A 14835-nucleotide genomic window follows, 5' to 3' on the forward strand; every position below is an offset into this window, starting at 1 on the left:
TGGGCACGTTATGGTTTGGGTTTTAAAACAGCCCAGAGTTTGGTCACTAAGGTGAGCAATACCAGAACCACCCCACCGGCAATAATCCCCACCACCGCATTCAGCAACGTCGGCATCAGCCACGCCAGCGCCCCTGTGCTTTGGCTCACCGTCTCGATCCAGTGGTGCACCACGGGCACGCCATGGGTGAGAATGCCACCACCGACCATAAACATCGCCGCCGTGCCGATCACCGACAAGCTCTTCATCATGTACGGCGCCGCACTCAGAATCGCGCCGCCAATACTGCGTGCCACCTGGCCCGGCTTCTGCGTCAGCCACAGCCCCAGGTCGTCGAGCTTGACGATACCAGCCACCAATCCATATACGCCGATGGTCATGACAATGGCGATACCCGACAGCACAATCACCTGCTGTGTGAGCTGCGCGTCGGCGACAATGCCGAGGGTGATGGCAATGATTTCGGCGGACAGAATGAAGTCGGTGCGGATGGCACCCTTGATCTTGTCTTTCTCGAACGCCACCAGATCGGTTGCCGGATCGGCCACCGCTTCAGCCAACTGCGCGTGTTCGGCTTGATCTTCAGCCTTGCTGTGCAGGAATTTGTGCGCGAGTTTTTCGAAGCCCTCGAAACACAGATAGGCACCGCCAAGCATCAACAGTGGTATCACCGCCCACGGAGCAAAGGCGCTGATCAACAGGGCCGTCGGCACCAGGATCAACTTGTTGATAAACGAGCCCTTGGCCACCGCCCACACCACGGGAATTTCCCGCTCAGCCCGCACGCCGGAGACCTGCTGGGCGTTCAGTGCAAGGTCATCGCCCAGCACGCCCGATGTCTTCTTGGCGGCCATTTTTGTCATCAGCGCGACGTCATCGAGTACCGCCGCGATATCGTCGATCAACACCAACAAGCTGCTTCCTGCCATGAACCGAACTTCCGTTAGAGAGAGATGGCGCGAGCATAGCGCGGCGCAAGGCGTTGCGGGCAGATTGTTGAGGCTTGCGGATGGCCGGTGCTACCATGCGCAACCGCCTGTCATGGCAAGGAAACGTCTGGTTTATGAGCAGCATTCGCGAGCGCAACAAAGAAAAAATCCTGCGGGCGGCGAGCGAGGAGTTTGCCGACAAGGGCTTCGCCGCGACCAAAACCAGCGACATCGCCGCCAAGGCCGGGCTGCCCAAGCCCAACGTCTATTACTACTTCAAATCCAAGGACAACCTTTACCGCGAGGTGCTCGAAAGCATTATCGAGCCGATCCTGGCCGCCTCCACGCCGTTCAACCCCGAAGGCGAGCCCAAGGAAGTATTGAGCAACTACATCCGCTCCAAAATCCGCATCTCCCGCGACCTGCCGTTTGCCTCCAAGGTGTTCGCCAGCGAAATCATGCACGGCGCCCCACACCTGAGCACCGACCAGGTTGAACAGCTCAATGCCCAGGCCAAGCACAATATCGACTGCATCCAGAGCTGGGTTGACCGTGGCCTGATCGCAGCAATTGACCCCAACCACCTGATGTTCAGCATCTGGGCAGCCACCCAGACCTATGCCGATTTCGACTGGCAGATCTCGGCGGTAACCGGCAAGGCCAAGCTGGATGAGGCCGATTATGAGGCGGCGGCGCAGACGATCATTCGGTTGGTGCTCAAGGGGTGTGAGCCGGATTGATAGACCGCGCAGAGGCTATCGCAGGCAAGCCAGCTCCCACACGGATTTGCGCGGGACACAAAATGTAAATTGGTCATAATCCCCTGTGGGAGCGGGCTTGCCCGCGATAGCGCCCATCCAGACACATCCTGCTAAAAGCCTGCCGATCAGCCTTCGCCCCTCAGTCTAGCCTCTCAGAACACCATCTGAAGAGAGGCCAAGGAATGCCTGATCTACCTGCTTCAAAACGCCTGCGCATCGGCCGCTATAACGAATCCAACCGCATTTACCTGCTCACCACCAACACCCTTGAACGTGAGCCCATCTTCAGCGACTTCAGACTTGGCCGTCTGGTCGTACACCAATTCAGAATCGTTCAATATAAAGGGCTCGCAACCTCATTGGCCTGGGTAGTAATGCCTGATCATTTCCATTGGCTTGTTGCTCTGGAGAAAGGTTCGCTTGCCGACTTGATGCGACAAGTGAAGTCCAAGAGCACCCGAATTGTGAATGCGGTGGCTGGCCGCCAAGGTCGCCTCTGGCAGCCGGGCTTTCATGATCATGCCGTGCGTCGAGAGGAAAGCCTTGAGGGGATTGCACGCTACATCGTAGCTAATCCACTCAGGGCTGGGCTGGTAAAGAAGTTTGGCGACTATCCGCTGTGGGATGCTATTTGGGTTTGACTGTAGACCGAGTCGACTGCATCGCAGGCAAGCCAGCTCCCACACTGATTGGATTCACACAGTTGGATTTGTGAACACCGCCAATGTGGGAGCTGGCTTGCCTGCGATAGCTTACTCACAGTCAGAACGATTCAAGCCGACACCCCCGCATCCGCCATCAACCCCACCCCCTCTATCGCCGTGATCGCACACTGCTCGTCAATATCGGACGTGTCCCCGCTGATCCCAATTGCGCCGAGCACCATGCCGCTCTGATCCCGAATCAACACCCCACCCGGTGCCGGCACGACGCTGCCCTGCCCCAGACTGTTCAAGGCCGCGATAAACGCCGGGCGCTGTTGGGCGTCCAGTGCCAGCAAACGTGAACCCTTGCCCAGGGCAATGGCGCCCCAGGCTTTGCCGATGGCGATTTGCGGGCGTAGCAGGCTGGCGCCGTCTTCGCGTTGCAGGGTGACCAGATGGCCGCCGCTGTCGAGCACGGCGATGGTCAGTGGCGCAGCCGAAATGGTGCGGCCTGCAGTAAGGGCCTGGGTGGCCAGTTGGGTGGCGAGTTTCAAGGTTAAAGCGCTCATAGGTGCCGTCCTTATCTTGTTATGGGTAACGCGGTGAGGTCTGTTTGATCAGATGCTCGATGACACAAATAGAACACAATGATATTTGTTTTTGTATACAATATTTCCCAACAAAGGCTCCATACGTCGAAAAAAGCGCTTCCGACGAACGCAAAGGTCAGTTCACGAAAGGCATTGACCAACGTAGCTCGCCGTGAATACACTTTGAATAGACACCACTTGTATACAATTACAAAACGCAAGAGGCACCAAAACAATGAGCAAAATGAGAGCAATCGAAGCCGCCGTCCTGGTGATGCGCCGTGAAGGTGTGGATACCGCCTTCGGTATCCCAGGCGCCGCGATCAACCCGCTGTATTCGGCCTTGCAGAAGGTGGGTGGCATCGATCACGTCCTTGCTCGCCACGTTGAAGGCGCCTCGCACATGGCCGAGGGCTACACCCGCACCAAGGCCGGTAATATCGGCGTGTGCATCGGCACATCGGGCCCGGCGGGTACCGACATGGTCACCGGCCTGTATAGCGCCTCGGCCGACTCGATCCCGATCCTGTGCATTACCGGCCAAGCCCCCCGCGCCCGGATGCACAAGGAAGACTTCCAGGCCGTGGACATCACCAGCATCGTCAAGCCAGTGACCAAGTGGGCAACCACGGTGCTGGAACCCGGCCAAGTGCCTTACGCGTTCCAGAAAGCCTTCTATGAAATGCGCTCCGGCCGCCCTGGCCCGGTGTTGATCGACCTGCCGTTCGACGTACAGATGGCCGAGATCGAATTCGACATCGACGCCTACCAGCCGCTGCCCCTGGCCAAGCCGCTGGCGACCCGTGTGCAAGTGGAAAAAGCCCTGGCTCTGCTCGACGCAGCCGAACGCCCATTGCTGGTGAGCGGTGGTGGCGTGATCAACGCCGACGCCAGCGAGCTGCTGGTGGAGTTCGCTGAGCTGACCGGCATCCCGGTGATCCCGACCCTGATGGGCTGGGGCACGATCCCGGACGACCACCCGCTGATGGTGGGCATGGTCGGCCTGCAAACCTCGCACCGCTACGGCAACGCGACGATGCTCAAGTCGGACGTGGTGCTGGGCATCGGCAACCGCTGGGCCAACCGTCACACCGGTTCGGTCGAGGTGTACACCGAGGGCCGTAAATTCATTCACGTCGACATCGAACCGACCCAGATTGGCCGCGTGTTCACGCCGGACCTGGGCATCGTTTCTGACGCCGGCTCCGCGCTGACGATGTTCATTGAAGTGGCCCGCGAGTGGAAAGCCGCCGGCAAGCTCAAGGACCGCAGTGCCTGGTTGCATGACTGCCAACAGCGCAAGGCCACCCTGCACCGCAAGACTCACTTCGACAATGTGCCGGTCAAGCCGCAACGCGTGTACGAAGAGATGAACCAGGTGTTCGGCAAAGACACCTGCTACGTCAGCACCATCGGCCTGTCGCAGATTGCCGGCGCGCAATTCTTGCATGTGTACAAGCCACGCCACTGGATCAACTGCGGCCAGGCTGGCCCACTGGGCTGGACCATTCCCGCGGCGCTGGGCGTGGTCAAGGCCGACCCGAGCCGCAAAGTGGTGGCCTTGTCGGGCGACTATGACTTCCAGTTCATGATCGAAGAACTGGCGGTGGGCGCGCAGTTCAAGCTGCCGTACATCCATGTGGTAGTGAACAACTCTTACCTGGGCCTGATCCGTCAGGCCCAGCGTGGGTTCGAGATGGACTACTGCGTGCAGCTGTCCTTCGACAACCTCAACGCCCCCGAACTCAACGGCTATGGCGTCGACCATGTGGCGGTTGCAGAGGGCTTGGGCTGCAAGGCTCTGCGTGTGTTCGAGCCAGGCCAGATCCAACCGGCCTTGCGCCGGGCCCAAGAGATGATCGAAGAATTCAAGGTGCCCGTGATCGTTGAGATTATTCTGGAACGGGTGACCAATATTTCCATGGGCACCGAGATCAACGCTGTCAATGAATTCGAAGATCTGGCCCTGGTCGGCAACGATGCGCCGACTGCCATTTCCCTGCTCGATTAAGGAGAACCCTATGCCGCGCTTTGCTGCCAACCTGTCCATGTTGTTTACCGAACAGGATTTCCTTGCCCGCTTCAAAGCGGCTGCCGATGCCGGTTTCCAGGGCGTGGAGTACCTGTTCCCGTATGAATTCAGCTCTGCCGATATCAAGGCGCAGCTGGACGCCAACGGCCTGACCCAGGTGCTGTTCAACCTGCCAGCCGGTGACTGGGCCAAGGGCGAGCGCGGCCTGGCTTGCCACCCGGACCGGGTCGAGGAGTTCCGTGCCGGGGTCAAACTGGCAATCGCCTATGCCCAGGTCTTGGGCAACACCCAGGTCAACTGCCTGGCGGGTATCCGGCCACAAGGCGTTGATGACGAGACCGTAGAAAAGACCTTCGTCGCCAACCTCAAGTACGCCGCCGAGAAGCTGCAGGCGGCGGGTATCAAGCTGGTGATGGAGATGATCAACACCCGCGACATTCCGGGCTTCTACCTCAACAACACGGCGCAGGCCCTGTCGATTCGCGAGCAAGTGGGCAGCGCCAACCTGTTCCTGCAATACGACATCTACCACATGCAAATCATGGAAGGCGACCTGGCGCGGACCATGGCGACGCACCTGGGCGAGATCAACCACATCCAACTGGCGGACAACCCAGGGCGCAACGAGCCAGGGACCGGTGAGATCAACTACCGCTTCCTGTTCGAGCATCTGGACCGCATTGGTTACGCGGGTTGGGTCGGCTGTGAGTACAAGCCGTTGACCACCACCGAGGCGGGTTTGGGCTGGCTCAAGACCCATAACGCCATCTGACAACAGACACGACACCAAACAATGTGGGAGCTGGCAAGCCAGCTCCCACATTAAAAGAGGATTTTGATCATGGCTAAAATCGGATTCATCGGCACCGGCATCATGGGCCAACCCATGGCCGCCAACCTGCAGAAAGCAGGCCATCAACTGTTTCTCTCCGAACATCACGGCAAGGCTCCGGCTGAACTGATCAGCGCCGGCGCCGTGGCGCTGGCCAACCCGCAACAAGTGGCCCAGGAAGCCGAGTTCATCATCGTCATGGTGCCCGACACCCCTCAAGTCGATGACGTGCTGTTTCGCGCCGACGGCGTGGCTGCGGGCCTGTCACCGAACAAGGTGGTGATCGACATGAGCTCGATCTCCCCTACTGCGACCAAAGCATTCGCCGCCAAGGTCAACCAGGCCGGCGCGCAGTACCTGGACGCACCGGTGTCCGGTGGTGAAGTCGGTGCCAAGGCCGGCACCTTGAGCATCATGGTCGGCGGCGAACCGCACACGTTCGAACGCGCGTTGCCGCTGTTCCAGAGCATGGGCAAAAACATCACCCTGGTAGGCGGCAATGGCGATGGCCAGACCGCCAAGGTGGCCAACCAGATCATCGTCGCGCTGAACATCCAGGCGGTGGCCGAAGCGTTGTTGTTCGCCTCCAAAAACGGCGCCGACCCGGCCAAAGTGCGTGAAGCGCTGATGGGTGGCTTTGCATCGTCGAAGATCCTGGAAGTGCACGGCGAGCGCATGATCAAGGGCACCTTCGATCCGGGTTTCCGCATCAACCTGCACCAGAAGGACCTGAACCTGGCGCTGGCTGGTGCCAAGGAACTGGGGATCAACCTGCCGAACACCGCCGGCACCCAGCAAGTGTTCAGCACCTGCACGGCAATTGGCGGCGGCAACTGGGACCACTCGGCGCTGATCAAGGGCCTGGAGCATATGGCGAACTTCTCGATTCGCGAAAAATAACCCACACCGCTGATCGTTCCCACGCTCCGCGTGGGAATGCCTCTTGTGACGCTCCGCGTCACGCTTTGGGCGCAGAGCGTCCCGGACTGCATTCCCACGCAGAGCGTGGGAACGATCGCTGCACCTCTAATAACAAGAATCCCCCGGGAGCCCGCTTATGTCGGTCGATCCGCAACACCTGCTTCGCGAGCTGTTTGCCACAGCCATCGACGCCGCCCACCCCCGGCAAGTCCTTGAACCCTACCTGCCTGCCGACCGCAGTGGCCGTGTGATCGTGATCGGCGCCGGCAAAGCCGCGGCCGCCATGGCACTGGTCGTCGAAGACTGTTGGCAGGGCGAGGTCTCGGGCCTGGTGGTCACCCGCTACGGCCATGGCGCGCCATGCAAAAAAATCGAAGTGGTCGAAGCCGCCCATCCGGTGCCGGATACGGCCGGCCTGGCCGTGGCCCAGCGCGTGCTGGAACTGATCAGCCATCTGGGTGAAGACGACCGCGTGATCTTCCTGCTCTCCGGCGGTGGCTCGGCACTACTCGCCCTGCCCGCCGAGGGCATCACCCTGGCGGACAAGCAAGCCATCAACAAAGCCCTGCTTAAATCCGGCGCCACCATTGGCGAGATGAATTGCGTGCGCAAGCACCTCTCGGCGATCAAGGGCGGTCGGTTGGCCAAGGCTGCGTGGCCGGCCACGGTGTACACCTACGCGATCTCCGATGTACCGGGCGACCAGGCCACGGTGATTGCCTCGGGCCCGACCGTCGGTGACCCGAGCACCTCACAACAGGCCCTGGCGATCCTCAAGCGTTACCACATCGACTCCCCCGCTTCGGTGCGCAGTTGGTTGCAGAACCCGGCCTCGGAAACCGTCAAGCCCGGCGACCCGGTGCTTGCCCGCAGCCACTTCCAATTGATCGCCCGCCCGCAGCAATCCCTGGAAGCGGTAGCAGTAAAAGTGCGCCAGGCCGGTTTCAGCCCGCTGATCCTCGGTGATCTGGAAGGCGAAGCCCGCGATGTGGCCAAGGTACACGCCGGCATCGCCCGCCAGATCGTGCAGCACGGCCAGCCACTGGCGGCGCCGTGCGTGATCCTTTCGGGGGGCGAAACCACCGTCACCGTACGCGGCGACGGCCGTGGCGGGCGCAACGCGGAATTCCTCTTGAGCCTCACCGACAGCCTCAAGGGCCTGCCCGGCGTGTACGCCCTGGCCGGCGATACCGATGGCATCGACGGTTCTGAAGACAACGCCGGCGCGATCATGACCCCCTGCAGCTACCGCCGTGCCGAAGCCCTGGGCCTGTCGGTCAGTGATGAGCTGGACAACAACAACGGCTACGGCTATTTCGCCGCCCTGGGCGACTTGATCGTCACCGAGCCGACGCGCACCAACGTCAACGACTTCCGCGCCATCCTGATCCTTGAGACTGCCAACCATGACGCCTGACAAGAAGGTCAAAATCCTCGCCACTCTGGGCCCGGCCACCGACGGTATCGATGACATCCGCGAGCTGGTGGAGGCCGGGGTAAATATCTTCCGCCTCAACTTCAGCCACGGTGACCACGCCGACCATGCCCAGCGCTACCAGTGGATTCGCCAGGTCGAGCGCCAGCTCAACTACCCGCTCGGCATCCTCATGGACCTGCAAGGGCCGAAGCTGCGGGTGGGACGCTTTGCCGAAGGCAAGGTGCAGCTCGTACGCGGCCAGGCCCTGCGCCTGGACCTGGATGAAACTTTGGGGGACCAACGCCGGGTCAACCTGCCCCACCCGGAAATCATCGCGGCCCTGGAGCCGGGCATGGACCTGCTGCTCGACGACGGCAAGCTGCGCCTGCGCGTGATCACCAAGCATGCCGACGCCATCGACACCACCGTGCTCAATGGCGGCGAACTGTCTGACCGTAAAGGTGTGAACGTCCCACAAGCGCTGTTGGAACTGAGCCCACTCACCGCCAAGGACCGCCGCGACCTGAGCTTCGGCCTGGAGCTGGGTGTGGACTGGGTGGCACTGTCGTTTGTGCAGCGCCCGGAAGACATCCGCGAAGCCCGCGAGCTGATTGGTGATAAGGCGTTTTTGATGGCCAAGATCGAAAAGCCGTCAGCGGTGCAACGGCTGCGCGAAATCGCCGAACTGAGCGACGCGATCATGGTGGCCCGGGGTGATTTGGGCGTGGAAGTGCCGGCCGAGAGCGTGCCGCAGATCCAGAAAGACATCATCAGCACCTGCCGCCAACTGGGTAAGCCGGTGGTGGTGGCCACGCAGATGCTCGAATCCATGCGCTTCTCGCCAGCACCCACCCGCGCCGAAGTCACCGATGTCGCCAATGCGGTGGCTGAAGGTGCGGACGCGGTGATGCTGTCGGCGGAAACCGCCTCGGGCGAGTACCCGCTGGAAGCGGTGCAGATGATGAGCAAGATCATCCGCCAGGTGGAAAACGGCCCAGACTACCAGGCACAGTTGGATGTCAGCCGGCCCAAGGCAGATGCCACGGTGTCGGACGCCATCAGCTGCGCGATCCGCCGCATCAGCAGCATCCTGCCGGTAGCGGTGCTGGTGAACTACAGCGAGTCCGGCAGTTCCAGCTTGCGTGCGGCGCGGGAACGGCCCGTGGCGCCGATTCTCAACCTCACGCCCAACCTGTCCACGGCGCGACGCCTGAGCGTGGCGTGGGGCGTGCACTCGGTAGTCAATGATCGGCTGCGCCAGGTGGATGAGGTGTGTTCCACCGCGCTGGAAATTGCCCAGGCCCAGGGCATGGCGCAGCGTGGCGATACCTTGGTGATTACCGCAGGGGTGCCGTTCGGGCAGCCGGGGTCCACCAATTCGCTGCGTATCGAAACCCTACTGTAGGAGCGAGCTTGCTCGCGAAGAACGTCAACGATGACGCGCGTATCCTGAATGCACGCGGCGCCCTCCGGTTTTTCGCGAGCAAGCTCGCTCCTACAGGGAGCTGACATGCACAACCCAACCTGCCCCGACTGGGCCGAAGCCCTGCTCAACGGCTTCAGCCAAATCTTCCTGCAGCGCCACCCGCTGTGCGGCCTGCTGTGCCTGCTGGCGATCCTGATCGGCGCCCCGGCGTTGCTCGGCGGTGCCTTGCTGGGAGGTGTCGCGGGGTTGCTCACGGCCCAGCGCCGGGGGTATCCCAAGGCCGAGCGCCAGGCCGGGCTGTATAGCTACAACGGCGTATTGCTGGGCCTGTTGATCAGCCAGCACTTTGCCTGGTCGGCGCTGGTGCCGCCGCTGATCCTGGCGTGCGGCGGCTTGAGTGCCATCCTCACCCGGCACTGGTTGAAACACGCGACCCAACCCCTGGATTTGCCAGCGTACACCGCGCCCTTTGTTGGGCTGGGCTGGTTGCTGCTCGGCCAGGTCCCGCAGAACACCCTTGCGCTGAGCGAGCCCGACACTGTCGCTATACTGGCCGCGCCCTTCACCGGCCTTGGGCAAATCATGCTGCTGGACCAGCCCCTGGCGGGTGTGCTGATCGCCTTGGGCTTGCTGCTGGCCGACCGTCGCGCCGTCGCGTGGGCCTTGGGCGGCGCCACTCTCGGCATGCTGGCCGGCCTGTGGTTGAACGACGCCACTGGCGCTCTGCTCGGCCTGCACAGTTATAACCCCGCGCTGGCCGCCCTGGCCCTGTGCTCGTCGCGTCGCCAGCCTTGGTTGCCACTGCTGGGTATCGGCCTGGCCATCCTGCTCACCCCAGGCTTCGCCGCCCTGCACCTGCCCGCGCTGACCGCGCCGTTTATCCTCGCGTGCTGGCTGGTGCGCGCCGGTCAGCGAATGCTGCACAAGCCTCACATGGACAGCCCGTACGAATCGCCCTAGGCTTGCTCGATATTCGTTTCAGGCAGGGTTTATGGACAGCAACAACGACTGGCGCCAGCGCCTCTACATCATGGTGTTCCAAAGCGACACCGTCGCCGGGCGGCGCTTTGACGGCATCCTGCTGCTGATCATCCTCGCCAGCCTGGTGATCGTGATGCTCGACAGCATCGACACAATTCACCAGAACTACGCCGACGTGCTGGCCTATATCGAGTGGGGTTTCACGCTGATCTTCGCCATCGAGTACGGCCTGCGCCTGTATTGCTCGCCCAAGCCGCTGCGCTATGCCTTCAGCTTTTATGGCTTGGTGGACCTGCTCGCCATCGTCCCCGGCATCCTCGCGCTGTACTACAGCGACGCCCAGTATCTGCTGATCATCCGCATCATCCGCATGCTGCGCATCTTCCGCGTGCTCAAGCTCAGCCCGTATCTCAAGCAGGCCAACTACCTGATGGCGGCGCTGCGCGGCAGCAAGCAGAAGATCGTGGTGTTCCTGGTCAGCGTGTGCACCCTGGTGACGGTGTTCGGCACGTTGATGTACGTGATCGAAGGCCCGGAACATGGCTTTACCAGTATCCCCAAGGGCATCTACTGGGCGATCGTCACCCTGACCACCGTGGGCTTCGGCGATATCGTGCCCAAGACGCCCCTGGGCCAGGTTATTTCATCGCTGGTGATGATCACCGGTTACTCGATCATCGCCGTGCCGACGGGTATTTTTACCGCTGAACTGGCCAGTGCCATGCGCGGCGAACAGCTGCATACCGACTGCCCAGTGTGCAAGAAGGACAGCCATGAACCCAACGCCGCGTTTTGTGCGCGCTGTGGCAGCAATCTGTTTCGCAAACTGGAATAAGCAAAGTTCTTTTTAATCTTTAAAGCTCTATGAAGGCCCGGCTATAGTCGCTGGCAAATTGCCTCCCTCTTCTCGAACAACAAGGAATGAGCAGTGAAAAAAATCCTCAGCGCCTCCCTACTGGCCGCCGGCCTGGCCCTGGCGGGCTCCGCCCAGGCAGCGACCACCCTGCTCAACGTCTCCTACGACGTGATGCGCGATTTCTACAAGGACTACAACGCCGCCTTCCAGAAGCATTGGGCAGCCGAGCACCCGGACGACAAGCTGACGTTGCAGATGTCCTTCGGCGGCTCCAGCAAACAGGCGCGCTCGGTGATCGACGGCCTGCCCGCCGATGTGATCACCATGAACATGGCCACCGACATCAATGCCCTGGTCGACAACGGCAAGCTGGTGCCGGACAACTGGGTGACACGCCTGCCGAATAACAGTGCGCCATTCACCTCAGCCACAGTCTTTATCGTGCGCAAAGGCAACCCCAAGGCGTTGAAAGACTGGCCCGACCTGCTCAAGGATGGCGTGCAAGTGATCGTGCCCAACCCGAAGACCTCGGGCAACGGCCGCTACACCTACCTGTCGGCCTGGGGCTACGTGTTGAAGAACGGCGGCGATGAAGACAAGGCCAAGACCTTCGTTGGAAAGTTGTTCAAGCAAGCGCCCGTGCTGGACACCGGTGGCCGCGCCGCCACCACCACCTTCATGACCAACCAGATTGGCGACGTGTTGGTGACCTTTGAAAACGAAGCGGAAATGATCGCCCGTGAGTTTGGCCGTGATCAGTTCGAAGTGGTCTACCCAAGCGTCTCCGCCGAAGCCGAACCGCCGGTGTCGGTGGTGGATAAAGTGGTCGAGAAAAAAGGCACTCGTGCGGTGGCTGAGGACTACCTCAAGTATCTGTGGTCGCCCGAAGGCCAGGAAATTGCGGCCAACAATTACCTGCGCCCACGGGACCCTAAGGTGCTGGCCAAGTACACCGACCGGTTCCCCAAGGTGGACTTCCTGTCGGTGGAGAAGACCTTCGGCGACTGGCGCACAGTGCAAAAGACCCATTTCAATGATGGCGGGGTGTTTGACCAGATCTACTCTGGCCAATAATCCATCTGACTGAATCAACTCGGTCAAACCTGTGGGAGCTGGCTTGCCTGCGAAAGCGATCTATCAGTCATATTTCTGGTGACTGGTGCACCGCCATCGCAGGCAAGCCAGCTCCCACTTTTTTGCGTAGGGCAGATGTGTCTGAATGTATCATCAGCCCGCATAAGTGATATCACCACAAGCAGCCTACTCACTTGCGAGCCTTGTCTTTACTCTCTCACGCCATCGTCCTTCGCCTTTATGAGTACACCATGAACGCAACCTCTCACGCTGCAGGCACCATGACCCGGGGCATGGTCATGCTGTTCGCGTTTTGCTGCGGCGCCATTGTCGCCAACATCTACTACGCGCAACCGATCATCGAGCTGATTGCCCCGGACATTGGCCTGACGCCGGCAATGGCCAGCCTGATCGTGTCCCTCACGCAAATCGGCTATGCCCTGGGCCTGTTTTTCCTGGTGCCTCTGGGCGACCTGCTGGAAAACCGCAAGCTGATGATCGCCACCACCGTCGTGGCGATCGCCAGCCTGCTGGGTGCGGCGTTTATCGAACAGCCGAACCTGTTCCTGCTGGTGTCGCTGCTGATCGGTTTCAGTTCCGTCTCGGTGCAGATCCTGATTCCGCTGGCCGCACACCTGGCGCCGGCCGAGTCCCGGGGCCGGGTGGTCGGCAGCATCATGGGCGGCCTGCTGCTGGGCATCCTGCTGGCACGGCCGGTGTCGAGCGTGGTGGCCGATCACTTCGGCTGGCGTGCGATGTTCATGGCGGCCGCCGCACTGATGGCGTTCATCAGCGTGGTGCTGATGCTGACAATCCCCAAGCGCCAACCCGATCACAGTGCCAGCTATGGCCAGTTGCTGCGCTCCCTGGGCACCCTGTTGCGTGAACAACCGCTGTTGCGCCAGCGGGCGTTCTACCAGGGTTGCATGTTCGCCGCCTTCAGCCTGTTCTGGACTGCCGTACCACTGGAACTGGCGCGTCACCACGGCCTGAGCCAAAGCGAGATCGCACTGTTTGCCCTGGTCGGTGCACTTGGCGCCATCGCCGCGCCCATGGCCGGTCGCCTGGCCGACGCCGGCCATACCCACCGCGCCTCGTTGCTGGCGATGCTGTTTGGCGCGCTGAGTTTCCTGCCGGCGTTGGTACACCCGCTTTACAGCGTGATCGGCCTGGCAGTCACCGGTGTGGTTCTGGACTTCTGCGTGCAGATGAATATGGTCCTCGGCCAGCGCGCCATCTACGCCCTCGATGCCAACAGCCGCAGCCGCCTGAACGCGCTGTACATGACCAGCATTTTTATCGGCGGTGCGTTCGGTTCAGCGATTGCCAGCAGCGTGTATGAACATGGCGGCTGGTTGGCCGTCATGCTGGTGGGCAGTGCATTTGCGCTGGTTGCGTTGTTGCGTTTCATGAGCGTTGCACGTAAAGCCGCGTTGGCCACCGTCCAAGCGTCCTGACGAGCCCGTGCGCCACTTCAAAACGCACAAAAGGGCGGGACTTAATCAACACGTGAGTAAGTCCCGCCCCGCCTTGCTTCCAGCAGTGGCGCCCGTCAAAGGCGCGCGATCAAGGCATTAGAGATAACTGCCCTCTTTGATGTTGAGCCCGATGACATCTTCTGGACTGATCATTCGGGTGCTTTTGATCAGGAAGTCGGTCTTGCCATCGCCATCGAGGTCGACCGCCAGCAAGTAACGTCCCGTTTGCGGATTAAACTTGATGATGGTGTCGCCTGCCGCCCCCGTATAGTTCTCGACGAAGTTCAACGCTACCTTGCCGTCGAGCACCATTTGCGACAGGTCGATCTTGTCCTGCCCCGTGTTGAAGTCCAACAACAAGTCGGCATTGGCAAGGGTTGAATCGCTAAAGGCGTTGAACTTGAAGGTGTTCCAACCGCCGCCGCCCACCAACGTATCGCCCCCCGCGCCACCGGTGAGCACATTATCCGCACTGTTACCGATGATGCGATCGTTACCATGGCCCCCCACAGCATTTTCGATCACCGTCTTCTCGCCGATCCTGACGTTTTCCTTCATCCCCCCCACGCTGGAAAACGAACCACCGCGCAAGTTGATGATTTGATCCTGCTTGAAGCCAGAGAAATCAAAGGTATCGTTCCCACGCTCATCCCATACGTTGAAGTCTGGCTTATCGGCCGCGGACGTCAGGGTCGTTTCCGCCTTGCCAGTATTCGAGTTGAATCCATAGGTGGTGTCATCGGTTCTGGTGTCACGGGGTTGCTTGGGTTTATCAACGACTGGCAGGGTGTCGACGTTGAGCTTGGGCTTATCAACGACTGACATGGTGTCGATGTTGGGCTTGGGATTATCAACGACTGGAATGGTGTCGACATTGGGCTTGGGCTTATCAAC

General features: G+C 60.8%; 14 protein-coding genes. 11 read left to right on the forward strand and 3 right to left on the reverse strand.

Annotated elements, in window-relative coordinates; translation table 11 throughout:
- Positions 1–8: 8 nt before the first annotated feature.
- Positions 9–929: a DUF808 domain-containing protein gene (locus BMH52_RS23670; protein WP_073845246.1), complete on the reverse strand. Its 921-nt coding sequence runs from the start codon at positions 927–929 to the stop codon at positions 9–11.
- Positions 930–1063: 134 nt separating this feature from the next.
- On the opposite strand from BMH52_RS23670, the gene BMH52_RS23675 reads away from it, so the two are divergent.
- Both BMH52_RS23675 and BMH52_RS23680 read left to right on the forward strand, forming a co-directional pair.
- Positions 1064–1669, forward strand: a complete 606-nt coding sequence (locus tag BMH52_RS23675) for a TetR/AcrR family transcriptional regulator (protein ID WP_014717721.1) — start codon at positions 1064–1066, stop codon at positions 1667–1669.
- Between the two features lie 203 nt (positions 1670–1872).
- On the forward strand, positions 1873–2331 hold the full coding sequence (locus tag BMH52_RS23680; protein ID WP_014717720.1) for a transposase: 459 nt from the start codon (positions 1873–1875) through the stop codon (positions 2329–2331).
- A 131-nt stretch (positions 2332–2462) separates the two neighbouring features.
- Here the strand turns inward: BMH52_RS23680 and BMH52_RS23685 are convergent, their stop codons facing one another.
- Positions 2463–2903 carry a heme-binding protein gene (locus BMH52_RS23685; protein ID WP_020302584.1) on the reverse strand — a complete coding sequence of 147 codons (441 nt, stop codon included), beginning with the start codon at positions 2901–2903 and terminating at the stop codon, positions 2463–2465.
- A gap of 256 nt (positions 2904–3159) precedes the next feature.
- On the opposite strand from BMH52_RS23685, the gene gcl reads away from it, so the two are divergent.
- From gcl to BMH52_RS23730, 9 genes are all read left to right on the forward strand, one after another.
- Complete coding sequence (gene gcl, locus BMH52_RS23690; RefSeq protein ID WP_003189987.1) at positions 3160–4935, forward strand: glyoxylate carboligase; 1776 nt, start codon at positions 3160–3162, stop codon at positions 4933–4935.
- Between the two features lie 10 nt (positions 4936–4945).
- Positions 4946–5728 carry a hydroxypyruvate isomerase gene (gene hyi, locus BMH52_RS23695; RefSeq protein WP_003189985.1) on the forward strand — a complete coding sequence of 261 codons (783 nt, stop codon included), beginning with the start codon at positions 4946–4948 and terminating at the stop codon, positions 5726–5728.
- A 69-nt stretch (positions 5729–5797) separates the two neighbouring features.
- Positions 5798–6688, forward strand: a complete 891-nt coding sequence (locus BMH52_RS23700) for a 2-hydroxy-3-oxopropionate reductase (protein ID WP_020302585.1) — start codon at positions 5798–5800, stop codon at positions 6686–6688.
- 157 nt (positions 6689–6845) lie between these two features.
- Positions 6846–8126, forward strand: coding sequence for a glycerate kinase (locus BMH52_RS23705; protein ID WP_073845248.1), 1281 nt, complete (start codon positions 6846–6848; stop codon positions 8124–8126).
- Entirely contained in the window at positions 8116–9531 is a 1416-nt protein-coding gene (gene pyk, locus BMH52_RS23710) for a pyruvate kinase (protein WP_073845250.1), read from the forward strand. Before BMH52_RS23705 ends, pyk begins: the two co-directional genes overlap by 11 nt.
- A 105-nt stretch (positions 9532–9636) precedes the next feature.
- A complete protein-coding gene (locus tag BMH52_RS23715; RefSeq protein WP_038449570.1) occupies positions 9637–10512 on the forward strand; it encodes an urea transporter in 876 nt (291 codons plus the stop codon).
- A gap of 31 nt (positions 10513–10543) precedes the next feature.
- A complete protein-coding gene (locus BMH52_RS23720) occupies positions 10544–11368 on the forward strand; it encodes an ion transporter (protein ID WP_014717713.1) in 825 nt (274 codons plus the stop codon).
- Positions 11369–11461: 93 nt separating this feature from the next.
- Positions 11462–12463, forward strand: a complete 1002-nt coding sequence (locus BMH52_RS23725) for a sulfate ABC transporter substrate-binding protein (RefSeq protein WP_014717712.1) — start codon at positions 11462–11464, stop codon at positions 12461–12463.
- Positions 12464–12714: 251 nt separating this feature from the next.
- The gene (locus BMH52_RS23730) at positions 12715–13920 is read left to right on the forward strand and encodes an MFS transporter (RefSeq protein WP_073845252.1); all 1206 of its coding nucleotides are present in this window, start codon (positions 12715–12717) and stop codon (positions 13918–13920) included.
- A 117-nt stretch (positions 13921–14037) separates the two neighbouring features.
- Here BMH52_RS23730 and BMH52_RS23735 read toward each other — a convergent pair.
- Positions 14038–14835: M10 family metallopeptidase C-terminal domain-containing protein (locus BMH52_RS23735; protein WP_177345105.1), on the reverse strand; the 798-nt coding region annotated here is incomplete at its 5' end.

Origin of the sequence: Pseudomonas sp. BTN1, from assembly GCF_001907715.1 — a bacterium.
GTDB classification, from domain to species: Bacteria; Pseudomonadota; Gammaproteobacteria; order Pseudomonadales; family Pseudomonadaceae; genus Aquipseudomonas; species Aquipseudomonas paracarnis.

What these genes read in the sequence shown, in the direction of transcription:
- BMH52_RS23670 (WP_073845246.1), bottom strand. Translation starts at nt 929, where the DNA reads ATGGCAGGAAGCAGCTTGTTGGTGTTGATCGACGATATCGCGGCGGTA.
- BMH52_RS23675 (WP_014717721.1), top strand. Translation starts at nt 1,064, where the DNA reads ATGAGCAGCATTCGCGAGCGCAACAAAGAAAAAATCCTGCGGGCGGCG.
- BMH52_RS23680 (WP_014717720.1), top strand. Translation starts at nt 1,873, where the DNA reads ATGCCTGATCTACCTGCTTCAAAACGCCTGCGCATCGGCCGCTATAAC.
- BMH52_RS23685 (WP_020302584.1), bottom strand. Translation starts at nt 2,903, where the DNA reads ATGAGCGCTTTAACCTTGAAACTCGCCACCCAACTGGCCACCCAGGCC.
- gcl (WP_003189987.1), top strand. Translation starts at nt 3,160, where the DNA reads ATGAGCAAAATGAGAGCAATCGAAGCCGCCGTCCTGGTGATGCGCCGT.
- hyi (WP_003189985.1), top strand. Translation starts at nt 4,946, where the DNA reads ATGCCGCGCTTTGCTGCCAACCTGTCCATGTTGTTTACCGAACAGGAT.
- BMH52_RS23700 (WP_020302585.1), top strand. Translation starts at nt 5,798, where the DNA reads ATGGCTAAAATCGGATTCATCGGCACCGGCATCATGGGCCAACCCATG.
- BMH52_RS23705 (WP_073845248.1), top strand. Translation starts at nt 6,846, where the DNA reads ATGTCGGTCGATCCGCAACACCTGCTTCGCGAGCTGTTTGCCACAGCC.
- pyk (WP_073845250.1), top strand. Translation starts at nt 8,116, where the DNA reads ATGACGCCTGACAAGAAGGTCAAAATCCTCGCCACTCTGGGCCCGGCC.
- BMH52_RS23715 (WP_038449570.1), top strand. Translation starts at nt 9,637, where the DNA reads ATGCACAACCCAACCTGCCCCGACTGGGCCGAAGCCCTGCTCAACGGC.
- BMH52_RS23720 (WP_014717713.1), top strand. Translation starts at nt 10,544, where the DNA reads ATGGACAGCAACAACGACTGGCGCCAGCGCCTCTACATCATGGTGTTC.
- BMH52_RS23730 (WP_073845252.1), top strand. Translation starts at nt 12,715, where the DNA reads ATGAACGCAACCTCTCACGCTGCAGGCACCATGACCCGGGGCATGGTC.